This is a genomic window from Mesorhizobium onobrychidis (assembly GCF_024707545.1).
GTDB classification, from domain to species: Bacteria; Pseudomonadota; Alphaproteobacteria; order Rhizobiales; family Rhizobiaceae; genus Mesorhizobium; species Mesorhizobium onobrychidis.
On record NZ_CP062229.1, the window covers coordinates 7,155,964 to 7,176,489 of the forward strand.

Annotated in this window: 11 protein-coding genes and 7 pseudogenes; 14 read left to right on the forward strand and 4 right to left on the reverse strand. The window is 59.4% G+C overall.

What is annotated here, in order from left to right:
• Positions 1-422 precede the first annotated feature (422 nt).
• The 5 genes and pseudogenes from IHQ72_RS35280 (at position 423) to IHQ72_RS35300 (ending at position 4,208) form a co-directional block, all read left to right on the forward strand.
• Positions 423-1,028, forward strand: a pseudogene (locus tag IHQ72_RS35280) (metal-binding protein ZinT).
• A 73-nt stretch (positions 1,029-1,101) separates the two neighbouring features.
• Positions 1,102-1,267, forward strand: a pseudogene (locus tag IHQ72_RS35285) (GTP-binding protein); the annotation flags it as partial.
• A gap of 135 nt (positions 1,268-1,402) precedes the next feature.
• Complete coding sequence (locus IHQ72_RS35290; protein ID WP_258120426.1) at positions 1,403-2,596, forward strand: extracellular catalytic domain type 1 short-chain-length polyhydroxyalkanoate depolymerase; 1,194 nt, start codon at positions 1,403-1,405, stop codon at positions 2,594-2,596.
• A 57-nt stretch (positions 2,597-2,653) separates the two neighbouring features.
• Positions 2,654-3,676, forward strand: a complete 1,023-nt coding sequence (locus IHQ72_RS35295; protein ID WP_258120427.1) for an IS481 family transposase — start codon at positions 2,654-2,656, stop codon at positions 3,674-3,676.
• Positions 3,612-4,208 carry an SOS response-associated peptidase family protein gene (locus IHQ72_RS35300; protein WP_258124055.1) on the forward strand — a complete coding sequence of 199 codons (597 nt, stop codon included), beginning with the start codon at positions 3,612-3,614 and terminating at the stop codon, positions 4,206-4,208. The genes IHQ72_RS35295 and IHQ72_RS35300 overlap by 65 nt, the downstream gene beginning before the upstream one ends.
• Before the next feature lie 28 nt (positions 4,209-4,236).
• Here IHQ72_RS35300 and ligD read toward each other — a convergent pair whose 3' ends face one another.
• Positions 4,237-5,229, reverse strand: a complete 993-nt coding sequence (ligD, locus tag IHQ72_RS35305; RefSeq protein ID WP_258120428.1) for a non-homologous end-joining DNA ligase — start codon at positions 5,227-5,229, stop codon at positions 4,237-4,239.
• A 695-nt stretch (positions 5,230-5,924) separates the two neighbouring features.
• Between ligD and IHQ72_RS35310 the strand changes: the two are divergent.
• From IHQ72_RS35310 to IHQ72_RS35330, 5 genes and pseudogenes are all read left to right on the forward strand, one after another.
• Positions 5,925-6,698: pseudogene (locus IHQ72_RS35310) on the forward strand (DUF4158 domain-containing protein).
• A gap of 46 nt (positions 6,699-6,744) precedes the next feature.
• On the forward strand, positions 6,745-6,930 hold the full coding sequence (locus IHQ72_RS35315) for a hypothetical protein (protein ID WP_258120438.1): 186 nt from the start codon (positions 6,745-6,747) through the stop codon (positions 6,928-6,930).
• 79 nt (positions 6,931-7,009) lie between these two features.
• Positions 7,010-7,579, forward strand: a complete 570-nt coding sequence (locus IHQ72_RS35320; protein WP_258124083.1) for a hypothetical protein — start codon at positions 7,010-7,012, stop codon at positions 7,577-7,579.
• Positions 7,580-7,871: 292 nt separating this feature from the next.
• On the forward strand, positions 7,872-8,039 hold the full coding sequence (locus tag IHQ72_RS35325; protein WP_258124057.1) for a Tn3 family transposase: 168 nt from the start codon (positions 7,872-7,874) through the stop codon (positions 8,037-8,039).
• Positions 8,040-8,465: 426 nt separating this feature from the next.
• The gene (locus IHQ72_RS35330; protein WP_258120440.1) at positions 8,466-13,310 is read left to right on the forward strand and encodes a Ulp1 family isopeptidase; all 4,845 of its coding nucleotides are present in this window, start codon (positions 8,466-8,468) and stop codon (positions 13,308-13,310) included.
• 162 nt (positions 13,311-13,472) lie between these two features.
• Here IHQ72_RS35330 and IHQ72_RS35335 read toward each other — a convergent pair.
• Positions 13,473-14,583 (reverse strand): annotated as a pseudogene (locus tag IHQ72_RS35335) (DUF4158 domain-containing protein); the annotation flags it as partial.
• 387 nt (positions 14,584-14,970) lie between these two features.
• On the opposite strand from IHQ72_RS35335, the pseudogene IHQ72_RS35340 reads away from it, so the two are divergent.
• Positions 14,971-15,279: pseudogene (locus IHQ72_RS35340) on the forward strand (leucine zipper domain-containing protein); the annotation flags it as partial.
• A 9-nt stretch (positions 15,280-15,288) separates the two neighbouring features.
• Here IHQ72_RS35340 and IHQ72_RS35345 read toward each other — a convergent pair.
• Positions 15,289-16,491: an IS256 family transposase gene (locus tag IHQ72_RS35345; RefSeq protein ID WP_258120442.1), complete on the reverse strand. Its 1,203-nt coding sequence runs from the start codon at positions 16,489-16,491 to the stop codon at positions 15,289-15,291.
• 63 nt (positions 16,492-16,554) lie between these two features.
• On the opposite strand from IHQ72_RS35345, the pseudogene IHQ72_RS35350 reads away from it, so the two are divergent.
• A pseudogene (locus IHQ72_RS35350) lies at positions 16,555-17,228 on the forward strand (IS481 family transposase); the annotation flags it as partial.
• A 437-nt stretch (positions 17,229-17,665) separates the two neighbouring features.
• Here IHQ72_RS35350 and IHQ72_RS35355 read toward each other — a convergent pair.
• Positions 17,666-18,110 (reverse strand): annotated as a pseudogene (locus IHQ72_RS35355) (transposase family protein); the annotation flags it as partial.
• Between the two features lie 80 nt (positions 18,111-18,190).
• On the opposite strand from IHQ72_RS35355, the gene IHQ72_RS35360 reads away from it, so the two are divergent.
• Positions 18,191-19,318 carry a phosphoribosyltransferase domain-containing protein gene (locus IHQ72_RS35360; RefSeq protein WP_258120444.1) on the forward strand — a complete coding sequence of 376 codons (1,128 nt, stop codon included), beginning with the start codon at positions 18,191-18,193 and terminating at the stop codon, positions 19,316-19,318.
• Between the two features lie 97 nt (positions 19,319-19,415).
• Positions 19,416-20,501 carry a cysteine protease StiP domain-containing protein gene (locus IHQ72_RS35365; RefSeq protein ID WP_258120446.1) on the forward strand — a complete coding sequence of 362 codons (1,086 nt, stop codon included), beginning with the start codon at positions 19,416-19,418 and terminating at the stop codon, positions 20,499-20,501.
• Positions 20,502-20,526: the final 25 nt, after the last annotated feature.

Genomic DNA, 20,526 nt, shown 5'->3' on the forward strand with positions numbered 1-20,526 from the left:
TGCGGATTCTTTGCCGGGCGGCGACGACGCTAATCGGTGGCCGGGGACTGCAGTATTTCCTCGGCAACTACGGGCCCGACCAGGTGGTGCTAATCGACCCTACGTCGGAAAGCGACAGCGTTCCGCCTGATCAAATTGCCGACCCGGCGCGTGCACTTCGCCGCCGATCCGGTGCGGCCGAAGTTCGCGTATCACCGAGGATGGCCACTTTCACCAGTTCGACGTCATCAAGGGCGAACTCACGGCCTCGCTGGGCCTGACCGAGCCCTATTCGATGGAGGTGCTGGAGCGATCCCCGCCCGCGCATCGCCGTGGCAGGGGACAACATCGTCGTGACCGACCCGCTGGCAGGCAAGCTCCATCTCGTGTCGGCGGAATCGTTCACCAGGACCGGCGAGATCGCCGTGAGGGCAAGCCCTTCAATATCGTGGCCGTCGGCGGAAGCGGCAAGGTCCACGCTCACAGCTGTGAAAGTTCACGCACTTAGCCACGATCCGGCGGTCCAGCAGATTTACAGGGCTACTTTGAGGACCGGCAGGTGAAGGACCGCGCCTGTCGGACTGGGCCGGCGATTGGCAGTCGGTCTACCTGAAGGAGGGAACGCTCGATCCAGTCATGGCGCACAAGGCAGAGAGCGGCGACCAGAGCGCCGACGAGTACCGGGCCTATTACGAGATCGGCTATCGGACCAACGTCGAGCGGATCAAAATCGATGGCGACACAGTGACCTTTTTCGAGGGCGAGAAACCGATCGAAGCCCGCTATGTCAGCGATGGATATGAGATCCTGACCTATGAAAAGGGCAATCGTGGCGTACCCTTTATCTTCAAGAAGGCGAAAGGGGACGCCGCCGCGCCGCAGTACATACAGTTCAGCGACCACAAGATCGCGCCAGAGACCGCTGACCACTATCACCTCTACTGGGGTATGATCGCGCCGCGCTGCTCGACGAAGTGACGAACTGGCCGACCTACTACCCATCGTCTCTGAGTGCGTACGAGATTGTGCGCGAGATGATGGCGCACTGACCGCGGGCATTTTCTCTCGTCTGCGCTCGGCCGCTCAGGCCGCGCGCACGTCCGTAGGATCAAAAAGCAAGCCATGCTCAACACAGCAAAATCCTCGAACCGTGTTCCCGTCCCCGTGCTCTCCGCCTTTCTCGGCGCCGGGAAGACAACTTTGCTCAACCACATCCTCAACAAGCGCGAAGGCCGGCGCGTGGTGGTCATTGTTAACGACATGAGGGAGGTGAATATCCACGCGCTTAACAAGGTATCCGACGCCTCGGCGAACGATCTCGATCGAACTTGTTGTTGTGCAGTGCAGCAACGATATTGCTGCGCGCGCGTTGTGCGCAGCGTGGGCATCGTAGGACGACCACGAGGAATTAAGGAATTCTGATTTGCGAAAAATCTCCGACACCATCACCCGCCTTGCGGCATTCCGCGCCGGGCAGGGTTTTCAGACCAATGGCCAAGGCCGCGATCGGTTATCGGATCTGGCCGATTTCGGCTCCAATCCGGGCGCCTTGCGGGCGAGGATCTACGTTCCGGATGACTTGCCTGAAGCGGCGCCTCTTGTCGTGGTGCTGCATGGCTGCACGCAGACCGCAGCAGGGTACGACCATGGTTCCGGCTGGTCGCAACTGGCCGATCAGGAAGGTTTTGCCCTGCTGTTTCCGGAGCAGCAACGCGCAAACAACGCCAACCTCTGCTTCAACTGGTTCGTGCCCAGCGGTACAAAGCGGAACGGCGGGGAGGCACTTTCCATCCGCCAAATGATCGAAGCAATGGTCCTGGCCCATGGCCTCGATCCTAAGCGAATCTTTATCACCGGTCTCTCCGCCGGAGGCGCCATGACATCTGCCATGCTGGCTTGCTACCCGGAGGTTTTTGCAGGCGGCGCGATAATCGCGGGCCTGCCGTATGGAAGCGCGAAGACCGTCCCTGAGGCCTTCGACCGCATGCGCGGTCATGGCATGCCCTCGGAACGGCAATTGCAGAAAGCCCTACGCGATGCCTCGCCGCACCAAGGTCCTTGGCCCTCGATATCCGTCTGGCACGGCTCCGCCGATCAAACCGTAGCTTCTTCCAACGCTGATGCGGTCATTGGGCAATGGCGGGCCGTTCACGGACTCGTTCCCGGACTTGATGCACGTTCGACCCGATCAGAAATGGTGGATGGTCATTCACGGCGCGTCTGGTGCAATGCCCAAGGGCAGGAGCTGATCGAGGAATATCGCATCGCCGGAATGGGCCACGGTACGCCACTTGACACGGCCGGCGATGCCGCGCTTGGCGCTGGGGGACCGTACATGCTGGACGTCGGTATCTCCTCTACCCGGCATATCGCGCGGTTCTGGGGAATAGCGAAGCCGTGCGTAAAGCGAGATGCGAATATCAAGCCGGCAAAAGCCAACAACGAGGCGCTCGCGCCCGGCTTCGCACGCACTTTATTGACGCCCAAGGCTGGGGTTCCCAATGTCCGTCACTATTCGAAACGTGCAAACACCCCGCCTTCTCAAAAGCCCAACTCCGCCGGGGCGATACGAAAAGTCATAGAGGACGCCCTGCGATCGGCAGGCTTGATGCACTAGATGTTTGATCCCGGGCTTTGATGGGGCATCCTTATCTTCCGAATCAAAGGATGCGCTATGGGCCAAGTTCTGCATGGGAGCGCCACAACGACAGAGGCGGTCCGTCGAGCGATACAACATAGTCAAGAGAGCCTGAGGACGCTGGCCAAGCGCTACGGGATCAACCAGAAGACGGTTGCGAAGTGGAAGGGGCGAGCTTCGGTCTCCGATCTACCAACTGGTCCGAAGGAACCGAGATCGACGGTGCTCTCGATTGAGGAGGAGGCGGTCATTGTCGCTTTCCGCCGCTACACGCTGCTGCCGCTCGACGACTGCCTCTATGCGCTTCAAGCGACCATCCCGCAGCTGACGCGGTCTTCATTGCATCGCTGCCTGCAACGCCATGGCATCGGCCGGCTCCCGGATGTCGAGGGCGACAAACCGGCGAAGAGGAAATTCAAGAGCTACCCGATCGGCTACTTCCACATCGACATTGCCGAGGTCAGGACCGAGCAGGGCAAGCTGCACATGTTCGTCGCCATCGACCGCACCTCGAAGTTCGCCTTCGTCGAGTTGCACGAGAAGGCCCCCACAGCCGTATCAAGAGACTTTCTACTGCGGTTGATCGCGGCCGTGCCCTACAAGATCCATACCGTGCTTACCGACAATGGCATCCAGTTCACGACCCCCGGTGCCGGTGGCTCGGCGGTGCCGTTGATCAAGGAGGCAATCGCCAATGGCGAGATCTTCCGCGCTCACGCCTTCGAATACGCCTGCGCCAGGAACGACATCGAGCACCGCACGACCAAGGCCAGGCATCCGTGGACCAACGGCCAGGTCGAGAGAATGAACCGGACTATCAAGGACGCTACCGTCAAGCGCTTCTACTACGAGAGCCACGACCAACTCCGCACCCATCTCGCCGACTTCGTCGCCGCCTACAACTTCGCCCGCAGGCTCAAGACCCTCAAGGGTCTCACACCCTACGAGTTCATCTGCAAGGCGTGGGCGTCACAACCGGAACGCTTCAAACTCAATCCGCTCCAGCAAATGCCGGGACCAAACAGTGGATGTCGCTTCGATCGTGGGGGACTTAGCTGACCTGAAGATCAAGATCCGCTTCGGAGAAGGTGCGCCGAACATCCAGGCGCGTGAGGACATCAAGATCACGGACGTGACGCCGATCATCAGGACTATCGAGGGCGTCCGAGGCGAAGGCGATATGGTGCAACGGCGCTGGAGCTGGCCCGGACCGAACAAGCGGCCGGTCTATAATTTCCGTTCAGAGGGCCGGGAGCTCTCGTCGAACCGGTGCCTCATCGTGGCGGACGGCTTCTACGAGTTCACCGATCCGATAGACCCCAACAAGAAGCGAAAAGACAAGTGGCTCTTCACAAAGAAGGACGAGCCGATCTTCTGCATTGCTGGAATCTGGCGTGACACGCCGGAGGTCGGCGAAGCCTTTACCATGCTGACGATGGAGCCTGGGCCCGATATCGCGCCCTATCATGACAGGCAGATTGTTATCCTCGATCGCAGCGCGTGGGCGGACTGGCTTGACCCTACGGTGTCGGCGAAGTCGCTGATCAAGGCCCTTCCCCTCGGCACACTGCAGGTAGAGCAAGTCGGGTGACTTGAAACGAAACGGCGCCCGATGTCGATCAGGGATGGGGCGGGGAGCGCACCACCTGCCGGGCTGGCTTGTCCTGACGCTCGCCTTGGTACGAGACCTGGCGCAGGAGATTGTCTTCCGTCCAGGTGAGATAGGTGACCTCGACCACCACTTCAGGCCTGACCCAATGCACGCGCGACAGCTCAAGCGGCGAGCCGAACCGGCTCTCGCGCGGCGGCGGAACGTCGAGGGGCATTCGAGCTGTCTGAAGTGGCCCAAGCCGGCGAGCCAATCGCTTGAGCTCTGCAACCGTGATGCCCGTGCCGGCGCGGCCCGCGTACAGCAGACGACCATCATCGGTGTAGTAGCCCAGAAGCAGCGAGCCGATATGCGGCCGGCTTCCAGTCGGATCGGTCCAGCCGACGACGATGAATTCCTCCCTGTTGAGACACTTTGACTTGACCCACAGGCCGCGATTGCCGGATGCATAGGCGCGGTCGATCCGCTTTGAGATAGCGCCCTCGAGTGCAAGCCGGCAGGCGTGCTTGCGGAACGTAGGCCCGTCGCCGATCACGTGATCGCTGAAGCGCAGGCCAGGCATGTCGGTCGAAAACAGGCCTTCCAGTCGCGCCTTGCGCTCGATGAGCGGCAGCTTCGCAATGCTTTCTCCGTTCAGGAACAGAAGATCGAAAGCAAAGAAGACAAGATCGCCCGTGCGCCCCTCGTCCATAGCCGCCTGCAGGCGGCTGAAGGAGGTGACCCCGTCTGCCCGAACTGCGCACAGCTCCCCGTCGACATATGCCTCTTTCACCGGGAGCGCGCGGAGGGCCGCTATCGTCGCTTGATAGCGATGCGACCAATCGAGGCCGGTGCGGGTGAGCAAGCGGATGTCGCTGCCGTCGATCCGCGCGTGCATGCGGTATCCGTCGTACTTGATTTCGTGAAGCCAATCGGGGCCGTTGGGCGCTTCGTCGACCAGGCGCGTCAGCTGAGGCTCGATCCATTTCGGCGGATGCGTTCTATTCGGCTTTGCCGGATTCACCGTCTTCCGCGCCAAATGAGATAAAGCGTCGTCATGCGGGCCAGACTACCACATGATGACGGTACATCAGCTGCAGCTTTTATCGGAAATCGCGGGTCTTCACCTTGATGCTGCCGATATGCTCGTAGGGATCTTATCGCGAGCCGGCGACTTGCTGATTAAGCTGCGTAAAGCCACGGGGCTTTCGATAAGAACGGCCGCGCTCAGTCGCCCTCCTTGCAATAACGCAAAGGAGAGCAAAATGACCAGCACCATTAATCTCCACAGCCGCCAGCTATGGCAACGATTTGGTGGGTTGGATCTTTCGAGACAATGTCGATGCATACACCCAGGTAAACGCTTTCGCAGATGCGATATGCAATTTGTGCATTGCAATATCTGCGGCGATCGATATGATCCTGTTGTCGGCCATCTACTCCTCCCGGATGCGATGCCGGCGCTGAATGCGGTGCACCTCCTCCCGCGCCGCATTTCAAATCGAGCCCACTGCCACCTCCTCCCGGCAGTGGGCTTTTTCTTTGGATGAGCGGCAAAGAAGGCTGTAAAGGACACGCTTTTCGGCTTAACGAAGACGACCGAAACCGCCACGCACACCGTTATCGTCTCGGCTAAACGGCCCACGCAGGCCGCCGGAAAACAACTCTACCCGACAACGCTTTGTTTGCGAGCGTCATATTTTTGACGAAGACAGTCTGATCCGGCACTATTCTCTTGCGCCGGCCGATTTGTTGGAAATCCAGCTACGGCGGCGCGAACACAATCAGCTCGGCTTCGCGATCCAACTCTGCTTGATGCGCTATCCCGGCCGGCCACTGTTCGCCAACGAGGGTTCCGCCGAAAGCTATGCTTGACTATGTTGCTGGGCAAGTAGGTGCTCGACCGCATTCAGGTTGTATGCCCGTCGTGAGGAGACCCGCAGGAATCACATTGCTCATCTCCTCGGTTATCTACGGAAGCGAAACGCAACTGCCGAAGATCGGCGTGCCGCATTGCTGACGGCTATCGAGACGGGCTCAACAACAGACGCCGGTGCTTCGATAGCTGGCGCCATTGTGGCGGAGTTCCACAATCGAAATTCGCTGCTCCCGGCGGCCAACATTATCGAGCTGATGGGGATCGCGGGTCGCGCTGTCGCTCGTCGGCGTGCGGAAAAGACGCTGATCGAAGGCCTTTCGTCTGATAGGCTGCAATCCCTCGACCGTCTTCTGGAGGTTGACCAAACCATCGGGTTAGACGCGCTTTCTTGGCTGCGATCCTCGCCAGAAGCACCTGGTGCATCGAACCTGGTCGGGCTTGCCGACCGTATCGCCTATCTGCGGACGCTGGAGATCGATCCGAAACTGCAGGTCCGCATATCTTCGGGCCGCTGGTACCAGATGATCCGTGAAGGCAATGCTACGCCGGCCTGGCTGGCCAACGACTTCAATGCCAGTCGTCGACACGCTCTGATCGTGGCGCAGGTCATCTAACTCAGCCAGGGCTCACCGACGATGCTGTTACGATGTTCATCAATTGATGGGAAGGCTGTTCTCTCAGGCCAACAACCATAAGAAGCAACGGCACATGGACTGCAGGCCCGATACCGCCGAGGCGCTGCGCATGTTCCTCGACACGATCACTGCCCTGCAATCGGCGAACGACTACGGCCGGAATGCATTGGAGGCCCTCGATCAAGAAGTTGGCTGGCACCGGCTGCTCTGAATGAAGCCTGAACTCGAGTCGATGGTCGAGGACAACGAGGCATCGCCACGGCTGAGCAATATGCGACCGTCAACAAATAATGCCCGTGTTTCTGCAGGCGTTCACATTCCGCTCGGCGCGTCGCCACGAACCTTGTCTTGTCGCAGTGGATGTATTGAAACGCCTCTATGCCGACAGGCGACGAACGCTCCCGGATCGCGTTTCTGTCACTCATCTCAGTCAAGCCGATCGAAAGCTCATCTTCGGCCAGGATCAGTCTGATCGGCGTCTCTATGAGATCGCAACACTTGCGCTTTTACGCGATCGGCTTCGATCCGCGGACATCTGGGTCGACGGGAGCCGATCGTTCCGACCGATCGACGAGCATCTGATGCCGCGGTCAACGTTCACAACTATGAAGGAGCAGGACCGACTCGGACTTGGTCTCCAGGAAGATGGCGCGGCCTGGCTCGCGGAGGCTCGTCAGATGCTCGACTTCAACCTGAAGCGCCTTGCGCACAGGGCCCGAACCGGAAAGCTCGAAGGTGTTCGTCTTGAAGAGGGAACGTTGATCGTCACGCCGATCGCCGTTGAGGTGCCTGCCGCAGCCGAAGAATTGAATGCCGAGATCAGCGACCTGTATCCACTGGTCGAGGTACCGGATCTTTGACAGAAATGCACGAATGGACCGGCTTCGCCGATCATTTCACGCATGGTTCGCACGGGTGAGAGCCCCAGGAACGTCTCGGCCATGCTGCCGGTGATAGCACTGACGACAGGATTGAGGCCAGATGCTCGGAACGCCTGACTCTCGAACGACCGATCATGAACAGCGATCGCTCAATACGACCCAGTTCCCGCAGCGCCCTGGCAAGCTGACTTTCCTTCGGAGACGCGTAAGCCCGAAGTACGCTCCTGCGTATTGGAGTTTCCAAAGCGATCGGGTCGTCCACCGCCGAGCGATAGGCGTCCATTGGAACACGGTCTATCTCGACCGCGCGGTTACACAGCTCAAACGAGCCGGACGGAACATTCCCGAGACGCTGCTGAAGCACATCTCGCCGCTAAGTTGGGAGCACATCAACCCGACCGGCATCTATACTTGGGATGCAGAGCATCAAAATGCCTGAAGGAATCCGGTCGCTCAGACATCCAACCCCAATCCGTCGAGCAGCATAGGGTTCACGATCCGTTCGCTCTTTGCGCGCCCACAAACATCAAACCGGTGGAACCGATCGAGACGGTGGTGTCAGCAAGGCCGGCGGCACCATGATGCGAACCGGGCTGCTTTCTTCCAGGGAGACATCGATTTCCACATGGCAGCCAATGGCTGTTCCTCTCATAACGCTGGAGCCGATCGCTCGGACTCCGGTTCAACACCTTCATTCTGAGGGACAGCCACCCAACCTGGCCAAGCTCGGGAAACCGGCCATTACGGCATCTAGGCGCGTGCACCATGCTGCCTTAGCGGGCATGTTGTCGTCAGGTTCTCGACAGCTCTATGGCAGATGCAAGCCCAGCTTCAAACGGGCTTATATTACTGAAAGTGACGACGGATGGATTTAACCTCGACCAAGCGGGTACGCGGACAATCGAACAGGGCCGGCCTGCAAGGGAGCTCACCGGCGGCTCCGTCCGCAGGTACGGCGGCCTTTGAGCGGCAACTGAGTGAGATCGCCAATTCAGGCGGAGGTGGTGGAGCAATGCCGGCCGGCTCGGCGCCGCAGCCGAGTCAGTCGAGTCGACTTTTGAAAAGGCTCAGCAAGCTCCCTCTTCATCCCGAGGATCCTCCGCTTATTTTGGGTCATCTCCAGACCTCGCACTCGACGGGGGGCGTCGTGCCCATCGCAGGCCGCGCTAAGTTGAGTCCGTATCCCCAGGACGCGGCTCTCATCAAAGAGTATAGAAACGCAGCCCGGACACCTAGCGGCAGGAGGAATGCAACTGCTCTTAGGAGCTTCAGTGACTACCTGCGTCAAAACAACAAGAAGGGCATTGTTGGTCGGCTTTCCGACGATGCGTTCGATGTAGATGTCAAGGTCTACAAGGAGGACGCTGATGATCGGTGCATCAGTGCCGCGCTGGCTCACCTCCGAGAATCGGACGCCGGCGCTAAAGCGATGGAGCTCGAGCGCCATACCCCCGTTCCTGATCCCAAAGACGCGGCACCGATGGAGCTGAGGCGGGGCGGCGAGGCGATTGCGCAGCATAGCGCGTCGCAGGAAGCTGGCAGTTGGCCAAAGGAGCTTCCTGCGGCAGCCCACGATCAGGATGTGCTTTTGGGGCTGATGGACGAACAGGGCCTGTCGTCTTCGGCGCCGCAGCCGAGTCAGTCAAGTCGACTTTTGAGAAGGCTCAGCAAGCTCCCTCTTTATCCCGAGGATACTTCACTTATTTTGGGGCTTGAGGAGGCCCTCATCAAGGGTAATGCCACCGAACCAACCGCCAAGAATAGTGTCCGTTCTCTTCTCAGCTTTGGCCAGTGGCTCTTCGAAAAGAAGAAAGATCCCATTAAGGATCGGCTTGACCAGGAGTCACTGACCGAGGATGCGCTTACGTTCATCGGAGAGCGCGATCCCGCGAGAATCCTTACGGCAATAAATCATCTCCGGACCTCGCAGTCGATGGGGGGGGTCGTGCCCATCGCAGGCCGCGCTAAGTTGAGTCCGTATCCCCAGGACGCGGCTCTCATCAAAGAATACAGAGATAAAATAAATGAGAACGGACACAAAGCAGCGATACAGACCGGAAAAAGGAATTCAGCTGCTCTTAGGAGCTTCAGTGACTACCTGCGTCAACACAACAAGAAGGGCATTGTTGGTCGGCTTTCCGGCGAGGCGTTGGATGGAGATGTCAAGGTGTATAAGGAGGACGCCTATGGTAATCGGAGCATCGGTTCCGCACTGACTCATCTGCGAAAATCGGACGCCGGCGCTAAAGCGATGGAGCTCGAGCGCCATACCCCCGCTCCTGATCCCGAAGGCGCGGCACTGATGGAGCCGAGGCGGGGCGGCGAGGCGATTGCGCAGCATAGCGCGTCGCAGGAAGGCGGCAGTTGGCCAAAGGAGCTTCCTGCGGCAGCCCACGATCAGGATGCGCTTTTGGGGCTGATGGACGAACAGGGCCTGTCGTCTTCGGCGCCGCAGCCGGCTAAGTCAGCTCGGCTTGGCAGGAACCAGCCTCTTTATCCCGAGGATACTTCACTTATTTTGGGGCTTGAAAAGGCCCTCATCAAGGGCAAAGCGTCCGAGCACACTGTTAACGACTATGTACGTTCTGTTCGCAGCTTTGGCCGGTGGCTCTTCGCAAACAACAAGGATCCTATTAAGGATCGGCTCGACCACGGGTCCCTGACCGAGGATGCGCGCGAGTTCCTCGGAAAGCGTAATCCCAAGACACTCCTTCCGGCAATAGCTCATCTCCGAACCTCGCAGTCGACGGAGGGCGTCGTGCTGATCGCAGGCCGCGCTGAGTTAACTCCGCATCCGGAAGACGCGGCTCTCATCGCTGCTCTCATCAAAGAGTACAGAGACAAAGCAGCGATACAGACCGGCAAAAGGAATGCAACTGCTCTTAGGAGCTTCAGTGACTACCTGCGTCAAAACAACAAGAAGGGCATTGCTGGTCGGCTTTCCGGGAAGGCGTTGGCTGAAGATGTCAAGGCCTATAAGAAGGACGCCGGTGGTGATTCAAAGATCGGTTCCGCACTGATTTTTCTCCGAAACTCGGACGCCGGCACTAAAGCAATGGAGCTCGAGCGCCATATTCCCCCGGTTCTTGATCCCGAAGACGCGGCACTGATGGAGCCAAGGCGGGTCGGCGAGGCGATTGCGCAGCACAGCGCGTGGCAGGAAGCTGGCGGTTGGCCAAAGGAGCCTCCTGCGGCAGACCACGATCAGCATGTGCCTTTGGAGCTGATCGACCAACCCGGCTTGTCACCTTCGGCGCCGCAGCCGGCTCAGTCAACTCGGCTTGGCAGAAAGCAGCAGCGTCTCTATCCCCAGGATGCTTCCCTCATTTTGGGCCTTGAGGAGGCTCTCATCAAGAATAATGCCGCCGAATTCACCGTCAAGAATAATGTACGTATTCTTCGCAACTTTGGCAGCTGGCTTTTCGAAAATAAAAAAACGAGCATTGTTGCTCGGCTCAACCGCAAGTCCCTGAGCGATGACGGTGTGGTGTTCGAGTTCATCGGAGAGGGTGATCCCAGAAAACTCGTTACGGCAATCGGTCATCTCCGGACCTTGCGGTCGACGGGCGTCGCAGGCCGCGCTAAGCTGAATCGTCCCACCCAGAACGTGACGCTCATCAATTCCGAAGGCGCGGCGCCGATGGAGTCGAGGCGGGTCGGCGACGCCGCTGCGCAGCACGGCGCGTCGCACCAAGCTGGCAACTGGGCACAGGAGCTTCCTGCGAAAGCGCACGATCAGGAGGTGCTTTTGGGGCCGATGGACCAACCCGGCCTGTCGTCATCTCTCGAGCCCGCAGCGCACCATGACCAGGCACCAGATCCCGGAGTGTCCAATCACCAGCGGTCCCCGGACGAGCTGATGGGGGCACCTGCCTGGAGCAACCTGCTGCCAAGCGAGGAGGTCCTCATCGAGGATGAGCTTGACACAGCTGAGTTGAGGCCAGCGAAGAGGCAGCGGATCCTGGACGATCTGCAAGGCCTTGCCGCCGAGCGGCAGCTGAGCGAGATCGCTAATTCAGGCGGTCGCCTGCTGTCGCCGGCCGCCACCCATCAACTGGGTGCATCGCCATGGGAGGCGCGGCCGATGATGCAGGGGAGCGGGTACGAAGACGCCGCGGCGCCGCATGCGATCGCGACGTCCGTCGGGGACGCCGCTGCGCAGCAGGGACCTGTCAGTTGGCCATCGGTCGGCGCGGAAGGTTACGGTCAGGATCTGATGGTTGAAGACGGCCCACCCTGGTCCGGAGTTCCCCCTGAGCAGGCGCAGGACATAGTCCAAGCTGGATGGCAGGAAGCTGCCAGGTCCACGTCAACCTTGTCGCTGCAGATGCCGCTCAACTTTGATTGGAGTATGTGGCCAACCTCGGAACCAGCGCCAGTGCACTATGTCAGGGCTCGCTCAGAGACCTATGGCGATTTTGAGGCAGCGGTTGATCCCAATCCGCCCGGGCCAGTACCGGGTCATCACCAGGACGCTCGACAGCCCGGCTCGCCGCTGGCGCTTTCTCCACTGCCAGACTCCTCGGACGAGGAAGCTATGGCGTGGTTGAGCCAGGAATTGGAACGGCGGCAGATGCTCCGCGATACGGAGTGGCAGTCCATGATGCAAGGGACAGGGTCCGCCGCCGTTCCGGGGGCGGGAGAACCCAATGAGGTTCAACTCATCCATCACCCTCGACCTCGGCCCATGGGTGAAGTTGCGCCAGCGGCACCGGCAAGAGCTTCCCAACCCGCCTCGCCAGCAACCGCCAGCCTGCCAGGCACCTACCGCGGTCTTCCAGTGGTTGATGTCACGACGCTAACGACCAGTTCCTCCGATGCTCAGATCGGGGCGTTCGGTCCGACAGCCTCGTCCAAGGTCGCCAACGGATCTGTGCTCGGCGCCACCGAGTGGCTGAGCGACGCCCATATCCAGAGGGATTACCATTTGCTGGAGGGGCAACTGCAGGGGATTGATCCGGAGCTCGCCGCCCGGACACGGCTGGTGGATCCGTCGGTATCCCATCTCCTGCGTCACGCGGGGTCGAACACCGCGCAACACACATTGCAGTCCATCTATAATCAAAGCACCGCCCCGGCCGACTTCCTGTTCCTGCCCGTGAACAATGGCACTCCGACTAACCCCGGCACCCATTGGTCGCTGCTGCTCGTTGATCGCCGCGAGCCGGAAATACCGGTCGCCTATCACTACGACTCCCGCCAGCGAGAGGGATACAACGACGGGCCTGCAACACAGCTCGCAGGACTGCTGAACGCCACCTTGGCGCCAGCCCCCATGGCCCGACAGCCGAACGATTATGATTGCGGCGTCTTTGTGCTGGACGGCACGTGGGCGCTGGTTGGACGATTGGTGGAAGGGCAGCGGCCAGACCGCGAGCCGCTGCCCCTCGACAACCTCGTCGCCGATCGGCAGGCGCTGCAAGACCGGCTGAGCGGGCGCTTGCCGCACGAGGAAGAGCCCCGGCAGCTGTTGGATGATGAACCCGCCTCCCCACCAATGATGGCATTCGAGCCAGGGGAACTGCGGCAGCTGTTGGAGGACGAGCCCGCCTCCCCACCAATGATGGCATTCGACTCAGCGGAACTGTGGCGACTGTTGGACGACGAACCCGCCTCCTCTTCGCCACGAATTAATTCGACCCGACATGCGCGAACGGACGGTGTTCATCAGCCAACCCAGGCGCCGTGGCCCCCTCAACGCAAAACGTAACTTTGCGGTAGAGGCGCGGTCATTATTGGTGGCGCAGGGCGCCTTTCCACCCGGACGGGCGGGTGGGAGGGGGATGGAGTGGCTGATGACGATCCTGTCATCGCCGGCGAGGACTTCCCTCGCTAGACGAACGAGCCGGTTGCCGCGGTCTAGATTCCCTTGAGCACTCTCGCTGACGTTCACCCGACTCGTTGTCACAGAACGCCATCCAACTTCCTGATCGAGAACTTCCAATGCGTTCCGGCCATAATCGTTCGCGGACTGCAGGGCTGTGATCGTGTCCAGGAACATGCGTAGCGCTTTGGCGGTATCCGGCCTGCAGTGCATGTGCCGCTGCTTCTTGCGGTTATTGGCTTGCGAGAACAACCGGCCTATCAGCTTGATGAACATCGACACTGCATCGTCCGTGAGCTTCTGGCCAAGTTTGATAATCTGCGCCACAATCAGCGCGTGTCGACGGCTGGCATTGAAGTCGTTGGCCAGCCATGCCGGTGTGGCATTGCCCTCACGGATCATCTGATCCCACCGTCCAGACGATATGCGCATCTGCAATTTCGGATCGATTTCTAGCTTGCGCAGGAAGGCGATCCGTTCGGTCAGCCCGACCAGGTTTGACGCACCTGGCGCATCCGGCGCTGATCGCAGCCAATGAAAGCGCGTTTGGCCAATGGCCGGGTCAACCTCCAACAGCTTATCCAATGATTGAAGCGTATCGACCGAAATTTCTTCGATCAGCGCTCTCTCCGCCCGCCGACGGGCAATGGCGCGGGCGGCAAGACCGATCCGTTCGATCGTGTCAATTGACGGCAGTAGAGATCCGCATTCACGAAACATGGCGACAGTAGCACTCGCTATCGCGCCACCGTCGTCGGAGATCGCGGCCGCCTGAATTGCAGCCAACAGCAGCTCTACGGCTTGCCCCGTCGCGCTCCGCGCGGCCAAATAAACCATCAAACGAGCAATGTGATCGCGACGCGCTTCTTCACGGCGTGCTTAGAGCGCAAATTTTCCAAGAGTCGGCGCCAATCTGCTCGGCAACGTACCTTAGCATTGCGCGAGGCGGAGTTTCATCGGTCGCCAACACCCTGCCTGGATATCGCATCAGGCAGAGCTGAACGGCAAATCCGAGCTGATTGTGTTCTCGTCTGCGAAGTCCAATCTCAAGCCTGTCAGCCGACGACAACGAATAGTGTCGGATGAGGCCGTCCTCATCGGTTGGTACATCGAAAGCCTCTGTCGATCCTGAACTCTTGAGAAGCCACCGTTTACCCATCGCCCAACTCCTTCCACGACTAATCTGCCGGGAGCGTTGTCGAGTCGGACCGGCGAAGAAATCAAACCTGGATGCCCCTGCGATGGCATCCACGGGGATCGGATGCTGCACAGCCACACTACAGTAGAGTTCATGATCCGTTCGCCCTTAGCGTACGATTTCGCACTGCTCTTGTTCCGACCCCATGACGGCGTGAAGCGGCTGATGACCATTTCTGGTGTCGACTAGACCGTCGCGTTGGCGACGAAGGGGGTGATCGGCAGCGCGTCCCGCTTCGACGAGCCACAGAAGCTTGTAAGCTAGCTGTGAGCTTTCAGTAGGTTATCCATCCGGTCCGAACCGAGGATGCTGAGGTTGTCAAAGCTTCAGAGTCCAAGGAGGGACCGGATGAACGTCCACAAGAATGCCCGTTTGACGTCGTGGGGTCGAGAGCGTCTTGCACGAGCGGTGCTGAGCGGGCAGACGCCGGAGGCCGCCGCACGAGCCGCAGGCGTCTGCCCGCGGACGGCACGCAAGTGGGTTGCGCGGTTCGAGGCTGAAGGCATTGAGGGACTGAAGGATCGCTCGTCGCGGCCGCATCGGCTGCACCGGCCGACCACGATGGCCGTGGTCGAACAGGTTGAGGCCTTGCGCCGGCAGCGCTTCACCGGCAAGCAGATCGCCGCCGAGGGACTGTCAGGAATTCTGTGCGCGAGGCCGTTTTCGTCATTGGCTGACGAACCTTTCGCCGAAGACGACGGCGAACTGGGTTTTGGCCTCGAACCACTCGCGCGGCGGTCGTTTCCAATCCTCGGCGGCGTGGTTCAGGACCAGATATAACAGTTTCATTGCCGCGTCGTCATTGGGGAAATGGCCTCGGGTGCGAACGGCGCGGCGCAGTTTCGAGTTCAGCGCCTCGATCGCGTTCGTGGTGTAGATGATCCGGCGCACGCTTTCGGGGAAGGCGAAGAACGGTACCACGTGTTGCCAGTTGCGCCGCCAGCTCTGGGTGATCGCCGGATACCGCTGGCCCCAGTAGCCGGCCTCGAATTCCTCCAGGGCCTTCATGCCGGCTTCGGCATCCTTTGCCCGGTAGATCGCGCGCAGCGCCGGCACGACCGGCTTACGATCCTTCCACGACACGAACTCCAGCGAATGGCGGATCAGATGCACGATGCAGGTTTGGACCACGGTCTGGGGGAAGACGGCGTTGATCGCCTCGGGGAAGCCCTTCAGGCCGTCGACGACGGCGATCAGGACGTCGGCGACGCCACGGCTCTTCAGTTCGTTCATGACGCGCAGCCAGAACTTGGCCCCCTCGGTCTGCTCGATCCAAATGCCGAGGATCTCCTTCGTGCCGTCCGGCAGGATGCCGAGCGCGATGTAGACGGCCTTGTTGCGCACGAAGCCCTCGTCCCTGATCTTGACGCGGATCGCATCGAAGAAGACGAGCGGATAGACCGCATCCAGCGGGCGGTTCTGCCACTCGGCCACTTCCTCCAGGACGGCGTCGGTGACGGCCGAAATCAGGTCCGGCGACACGTCGATGCCGTAGAGCTCCTCCAGATGGCCGCGGATCTCGCGCACCGTCATGCCGCGCGCGTACATGGAGATGATCTTGTCGTCGAAATCGGGAAAGCGGCGCTGGTATTTGGCGATCAGCTTCGGATCGAAGGTCCCGGCCCGGTCGCGCGGGATCGACAGCGTCATCTTCGACGTGCCCGTCAGAACCGACTTCCTCGAATGGCCGTTGCGGCGATTGGCGCTGCCGTCGGTGCGGTCGTCCTCGAGGTGCTCGTCGAGTTCAGCGTTCAGAATCCGTTCCGAAAGCGCCTTCTTCAGGTCGTCGAGTAGCCCGTCCTTGGCGAACACCTCGTTGGGATCGCGGCCGGCAAGCAGTTGGTCCAGAAGTTCCTTCTCGATAGCCATGTGATGATTCTCTCCTTTCCATCATCATGGCCTCGCGCACAGAATTCCTGACAGTCCCCCGCCGAGCTGGGCGTATCGCCGGCCACCGTCAGCCGGGTTCTCAGCCGCCTCGGCCTCAATCGCATTCAGGCGCTCGAACCGGCGGAACCGATCCGCCGCTACGAGCGCGAGCATCCGGGCGAACTGATCCACATCGACATCAAGAAGCTCGGCCGCTTCGACAGGGCCGGCCACCGCATCACCGGCGATCGCCAGGCCGGCCGCTCGCGAGCCGTCGGCTGGGAGTTCGTCCACGTCTCAATCGACGATGCCTCCCGCGTCGGCTTCTCCCAGATCCTACCCGACGAGAAAAAGGAGAGCGCCGTCGCTTTCCTCAGGACAGCCGTCGCCTACTACCTCAGCCTGGGCATAACTGTTGCGCGGGTGATGACCGACAACGGCTAATGCTATCGCTCAAAAGCCTTCCGCGATGCTTGCCGCGATCTCGGGCTCAAGCACATCCGCACCCGACCCTACACCCCCAAAACCAATGGCAAAGCCGAACGCTTCATCCAGACGGCGCTCCGGGAATGGGCCTATGCCCAAGCCTATCCGACCTCAGACCACCGCGCGCTCACGAGCTGCCGATCTGGCTGCACAGATACAACTGGCATCGTCCGCACGGCAGTCTAAAATCCAAGCCGCCCATCAGCCGCCTCGCGCTGGATCGGGACAACCTGTTGAGGCTCCACAGCTAGCTCGGGCTGAATCCCAACGTCAGGCAGTGCGTGCCAGGGGCGGATCAGGAAATAGGGCCGTGGACATGCCCGCGGCATGCTCGTCGAAGCGGCTCGGGCGGCAGCACGCGCGCCGGCGCCACTCCGTGATTTCGCTTTACATACTGAAGGCGACCGACCGGTGCCGACCACATGGTGTTTCAATCCTCCAAACAATACTGTCGCTATTGACCCAAACTGTCGACTATCGAACAGACGCACCATAGCGAAACGCGTTGCATTTCGTGCGCTGCCCTCAACGCGAAAAGAAGGAAGAGCGCGACGCGAAGGTGCGCCGGCCCAACTTGAGTATCAGCGCGCGCAGCTACGTCCTCAGGATGGCACCTCACTTGCACATCAACTTTGGGAAGCCGTTGTAACGGCTATGCCCCCAACCAACGGAGATGACATGGCAATTGGCGCAGAAGTACTGAATTGCCCTTTCGCAGCGCCTGGTGGGGATTCTCGGCACTGTTGTTGATGCCCTAGCGCGCGGTGCTCGCCATTCGGCATGACCTGCCGTTTCTCCGCTCCACGGGAACGCAGCTTGGCAGTGATGATGCTTTGCTGCCAGGCAGTCCTGATCGACAGCCCGCCACAACCAAAGTTTCTTCCCGGGGATGGTGATTAGGACTTCGTCCAGGTGCCAAACATCATTGGGGCTGGGGCGCTTTGCGCGTAGTCGTCGAACGCACTCGGGGCCGAACTTCTTCCTCCAGCGGCGGATCGTTTCACAGGAGACGACGATCCCTCGCTCCAGAATTTCCTCGACCAGGCGCAGGCCCAAAGGGACCGCTAATAAAGCCACACCGCATGGGGGATAACCTCGGCGGTAGAGCGCTGGCGTTTGTAGCTGGTGTGCATGAACCTGCGTCTACTCAGCGCCTCCCCACGAGAAGTTACCGCGACAACGCCCCAAATAATAAAGACCCGGGTGGGACATTTTGGACAATGCACTCAAAAAATATCTTTCTGCCGAACTCGCCCGCGGAACCATATCGGTTGAAATCGATCGCAGCCTAATGCCCCCCGATGCAATGTTCGGGTTCGCGGAGCGCATCAATCCCAAACGGTCTTTCCTGTTCGCTTCCAAGCTGCTTGGACGTCACAGTCCCGTTCGGCCTTCGCTGATGCGAAAGACGTACAAACTTCTGGCCGACCAAATTTCACCCGATCTCGAAGGGCCAATCCTGTTCATAGGCATGGCCGAAACTGCTGTCGGGCTGGGAGCGGGCGTGCACCAGCAATATTCAGAACAATATGACCGGGACGACACCGTTTACATTTGCACTACCAGACACGCACTAGGTTTGCCCCTAATCTGCGAGTTCCAGGAGGAGCACAGTCACGCCACAGGACATCTCGTACACTGGCCGCTCGTGCCAGGCCTGGTCTCGATAGTCAAGAACGCCCGGACGCTTGTATTAATTGACGATGAAGCGTCGACCGGAAAAACATTCGGTAATCTGTTCGCAGCTCTGCCTGCCAGCATCAGGTCGAATCTTCGAAATACGGTGCTCGTCACCCTTACGGATTGGTCAGATGGTGCTGCCGAACAGATGATCGCAGCCAACGTGAATCGCGCGTCAATCCTTTCCGGGCGGTATCGCTGGGATGCAAACGGTTTGAACATCGACGCGCCGGAAGTGCCGTCTGTTGAGACAAAAAGGGGTAAAGTCATTTCGCCCGACAAGGATATCGACTGGGCTCGGCTGGGTGTCTCCCGGCACCGTCTTCAACTGGATGGTGAGGCGGCATCGTCGGGCGCTACGCTGGTACTTGGTACAGGAGAAAACGTTTGGCAGCCGTTCCTGCTTGCGGAAAAATTGGAGACGGAAGGAGCTGACGTCCATTACTCATCGGTTACCCGATCACCGATTTCAGTGGGTCACGCAATTGTAAAGAAAATCGCATTTGAGGACAATTATGGCGGGCATGTGTTCAATTATCTGTACAATGTCGCCCCGTCAGAATACGTGAAAATTCTCCTGTGCTCTGAGACGAATGAAGCGGAGATAAGTCCTATACTTATGCACTTCTTGGAACGGGCAACCGTAGTAATTCCCCAGTAAGTGTTTTCTCATTGAGACTCCTTATCATACTAACATGCCAGTGGTGTTGCAGTCGTACGCCTGAAGCCCGGTAAGTGGCGGAGAAGGGAAGACTTTGTTGAAGACGCAAAGTAAATTCATTTCTGGCACGTATCGCAGTACGGACGTCACGTTTCTTTTGAAGCTCGTTACTTTGGAGGCAATCGACGACGCTTCGAAGGAAGCGGCGATACAGTCTGGCCTACGCCATTATTCGGAAATGATTTCTTTCGAAAGCGTGCCCGAAGCCGGCTACATGGCGATATTCTATGAAGCGATGTCAGTTGGCGCTGCGAGAATGGGACGCGAGGTAGCAGCTCTCGCGCGGTCTATCTCAAATCAAATTAAAGGCCCGATCACGTTGGCGAGCCTCGTTCGGGCGGGGGTGCCTTTGGGTGTTCTCCTCAAGCGTGCGTTGTCGCGCATGGGAAAGGACGTCCAACACTATGGCATTTCGGTCATCCGGGACCGCGGAATTGACAGCAATGCAATGCGCCACATCATTGAGCGACGGCCCATTGAAGGCCTGCTGTTTGTTGATGGCTGGACCGGCAAAGGCGCTATCGCCACCGAGCTGGAACGGAGCTTCCCTTCATTTTCTGCACAACCGCCAAGGCTGGTGGTTCTGTCTGACCCGTGTGGCCGGGCGTGGCTTGCGGCGTCGGGTGAAGACTGGCTCATTCCATCGGGAATACTCGGAAGCACCGTGTCCGGGCTGATCAGCCGTTCGATACTGAACGAGAAGGTCACAGGTCCGGAAGATTTTCACGGTACAGTCAGATGGGATCACTTGATGTCCCACGACATCTCAGCTGCTTTCGTGGACAGTGTATGGACACATGCCGTCACCGCATTGGACCAAAATATTGATCTCGCGCAGTGGACGGTCAACGACCGCTCAAGCCATCAGAGACGATCTCGCCAGGCAATCAATCGAATTGCTGCAGAGTTTGCCGTTGAGAATACCAATCGGATCAAGCCAGGAATTGCGGAAGCCACGAGGGCGATTCTGCGCCGCATGCCTCAAATTGTCCTCCTGTCTTCCGGTGAAGACGCTGAGCTGGCAGCGCTGCGGCATTTGATTCGGGAGAAAAATGTCCACTTCCAAGTCGTTCCTAAAAAAATCCAGCCATATCGCGCCATTACCTTGATCCGAAAGGTTTGAAAAAGTTGATTACAAATACATCGCC